Annotated in this window: 2 protein-coding genes; both read left to right on the top strand. The window is 56.5% G+C overall.

Going from position 1 to position 2,085, the window contains the following annotated elements; all coding sequences use genetic code 11:
* Positions 1 to 232: 232 nt before the first annotated feature.
* Entirely contained in the window at positions 233 to 763 is a 531-nt protein-coding gene (locus RMO15_RS08050) for a hypothetical protein (protein WP_309710280.1), read from the top strand.
* 4 nt (positions 764 to 767) lie between these two features.
* The coding region (gene mobF / locus RMO15_RS08055) for a MobF family relaxase (RefSeq protein ID WP_309710281.1) at positions 768 to 2,085 on the top strand (1,318 nt) is incomplete at its 3' end.

Here is a 2,085-nt window from a genome sequence, read left to right on the forward strand (position 1 = left end):
TGTCATTCAAGCTGCCTTCGGGCAAGTGCTTCAGCAAAACGCTTCGCCACTTTGGTACCCGGACGAGCCTGCAACGACGCTTTATATCCTTGCTTCACGTCGCAATTTCAGGCCTTCCGACTGAGAAGAGTTTTTCCAGAAGAGATGTCTCTAAAATAGGTTCACACCTTACTCACCTTTATAAGGTGTTTTTCGTCTTTTCTGCTTCGAGTTTTGATATAATACCCCTGTAATGACCGAGAAGCCTTCTGTGATGACCCCGAATCCTTCTGTGATGAGCGAGCAAGAAGCTGCCCAGTACCTGTCTGTAACCGCCCGTACTCTTCTGAATTATCGAAAGTCTGGGCGTCTTTCCTACCGCCTCGCCCAGGGCAAAACTCGCCCCGTTATCGAGTACGACAGGGCCAACCTGGAGCGCCTGAAGGCCGAGCTTATCGCCCGCACTGAGGTTCCCAAAACTCCCAAGCCCACCCGGCTTAAGCGGGTCACTTTCGGGCTCGCCGCTCACGATTATGAGGAGCTTTCAGGGGAGGCTAAGAAGTACGACATGAAGCCGGGCGAGTACGCTCGCCGCCTAATGCGTGAGTCTCTGGAGAGCAACTTAAAGGGTGAGATTCGGGAGCTTCACACTAAAGATGCTAAGAGCCGCGAGGAACTCAAGCGGCTTCGCAATGACGTTGCGGGAGCGTTTGAGGCGCTCCTTGAGTTCATGAAGCTCTCGCCTGAAGAGGCCAGCCAGTGGGTAACGGAGAACCTGAGGTAGTCACATGCTTTCTATTGGAGTGATGGCACAGGGACAGTCGTCCTACTATATCGGCCTTGCGCGTCAGGACTACTATATGGACGGCGGGGAGCCGCCAGGAATCTGGCATGGGCAAGGAGCGGAGGCGCTCGGGCTCGTGGGGCAAGTGGATGGCCAGCAGCTCACAAGGGTCTTTGAAGGGTTTCATCCCGTAAGCGATGCAACGCTCGTGGAGCTTCAAAATGGAAAGGGTCACCGGCCTGGTTGGGATCTGACTTTCTCCGCGCCGAAGTCCGTTTCGGTACTCTGGAGCCAGGCGGACCAATCAACGCGAGAAGCCATTCAAGACGCCCAGCTTGCCGCTGTAAAAGTTGCGCTTGATTACCTTGAGAGTTCCTGTGAAGTGGCACGGCGCGGGAAGGGGGGGCAGCAGCACGAGCTAGGCAAGCTCATTTATGCGACCTTTGAGCACGGTACCAGTCGCGCCCAAGACCCGCAGCTCCATACTCACGCGCTTCTTCTGAATATCACTCAGCGCCAGGATGGGACATTTGGGACACTGGACGCCCAGGATATTTTCAAGTCCAAGATGCTCGCTGGAGCGATTTACCGCGCTGAGTTTGCCTACCAGTTAGAGCAGAGCGTAGGTATCGAGGTGAAGCGCGACGGGATTTACTTTCAGGTGAGCGGCGTTCCCAAAACGCTCTGTGATGAGTTCTCCAAGCGGCGGGCCGAGATAGAGACTGTCCTTCAGGAGAAGGGGTGGGACAGCCCCGAGGCGGCGGCGTTTGCAGCTCTTTCAACCCGAAGTGTGAAAGGGCATGTGCCTCGTGAGGAGCTGCTTGAGAAGTGGCACGAGTTTGGTCGTGGGCACGGCTGGAGTCAGGCGCAGACCTACGATGTCATTGGAAAGCCTGTGCCAGAGCGTGATCCCAAGGTGCAGCTCGCCCAGGCGCTCGGGGAGGTTCAGGGCAAAGTCACCGAGCAGTCCAGCACGTTCTCAGAGCGCGAGTTCCTGCGCCGGATGGTGGAGGCCGCGCCAGGGCGGGGCATCCGGGCCAATGATGCAATATCCCATGCTCAGAAGCAGCTTCACGATAGCCCGGAAATCATCTACCTGGGAGAGCAGCGAAGTTCCTTGGGAGGGCAACGCGGTGAGTCGCGTTTTACGACCCGCGAGATGCTCGAAATAGAAAAAAGCATCTTTGATGCGGTTGAGAAAAGCCGCACTGCTCCCTCGTGTGGAGTCCGCGAGAGCGTGCTCACGGGAATTATTGCGTCTCGAAAGAGCTTTTCTGAGGAGCAGACCGACGCCCTTCGACACATCGCCGAAGAGAATGGGG

This window comes from Armatimonas sp. (assembly GCF_031410135.1).
Classification (GTDB): Bacteria; Armatimonadota; Armatimonadia; order Armatimonadales; family Armatimonadaceae; genus Armatimonas.

Excerpts from the sequence above, each read along its gene's own strand:
- RMO15_RS08050 (WP_309710280.1), top strand. The coding sequence starts at position 233 with ATGACCGAGAAGCCTTCTGTGATGACCCCGAATCCTTCTGTGATGAGC.